At 63.9% G+C, this 305-nt stretch carries 1 protein-coding gene; it reads left to right on the forward strand.

Features of this window, described 5'->3' with window-relative positions:
* Positions 1-305, forward strand: a 305-nt coding sequence (locus NV64_RS22985; protein ID WP_199177724.1) for a type VI secretion system Vgr family protein, incomplete at both ends; no start/stop codon positions are given.

Below are 305 nucleotides of genomic sequence, written 5' to 3' on the forward strand. Positions count from 1 at the left end.
CCGGACCGGCCGTATATTGCCGGGGTGCTGCACGACTCGGCGCACGGCGACCACGTCACCATCCGCAACTACAGGCGCAACGTGCTGCGCACGCCGAAGAACAACAAACTGCGCCTCGACGACACGGCGGGCCAGGAGCATATCAAGCTCAGCACCGAGTACGGCGGCAAAAGCCAGCTGAACCTCGGGCATATGGTGGACAGCGAAAAGCAGAAGCGCGGTGAAGGCTTTGAGCTGCGCAGCGACAGCTGGGGCACGCTGCGGGCGGAGAAAGGACTGTTTATCACCGCCGACGGCCAGCCGAA

Origin of the sequence: Erwinia sp. B116, from assembly GCF_002865965.1 — a bacterium.
Taxonomy (GTDB): Bacteria; Pseudomonadota; Gammaproteobacteria; order Enterobacterales; family Enterobacteriaceae; genus Erwinia.